This window comes from Salmonella sp. SAL4457 (genome assembly GCF_046548235.1).
GTDB lineage: Bacteria > Pseudomonadota > Gammaproteobacteria > Enterobacterales > Enterobacteriaceae > Salmonella > Salmonella enterica.
This window is the reverse complement of sequence record NZ_JBGDZO010000299.1, coordinates 1-296: the sequence shown is the minus strand read 5'-3', so window position 1 is coordinate 296 and position 296 is coordinate 1. Positions and strand designations below refer to the sequence as shown.

Annotated in this window: 1 protein-coding gene; it reads left to right on the top strand. The window is 68.9% G+C overall.

Translation table 11 applies throughout. The features are described 5' to 3' along the window. Positions 1 to 296: UPF0758 domain-containing protein (locus tag ACLJNW_RS24370; protein ID WP_410961238.1), on the top strand; the 296-nt coding region annotated here is incomplete at both ends.

The following is a 296-nucleotide window of genomic DNA, read 5'->3' as shown; positions in this document are numbered from 1 at the left end:
GCTTCTGGAGCAGGGCGCGGCGGCCCTTTCCGATGCCGAGCTGTTGGCGATCTTCCTGCGCACGGGAGTGACCGGTTGTAGTGCGGTCGAGCTGTCGCGGCGGCTGTTGAGCGAGTTCGGCGGGCTGCGTGCCCTGCTCGAGGCGGACCTCGCCTCGTTCTGCGGCCATCTCGGGCTCGGCGTGGCCAAGTATGCGCAATTGCAGGCCGTGCTGGAGATGGGCCGGCGCCACCTGGCCGAGCGCCTGCGTCGCGATTCGATACTGGAGAGCCCGCAGGCGGTGCGCGACTATCTCA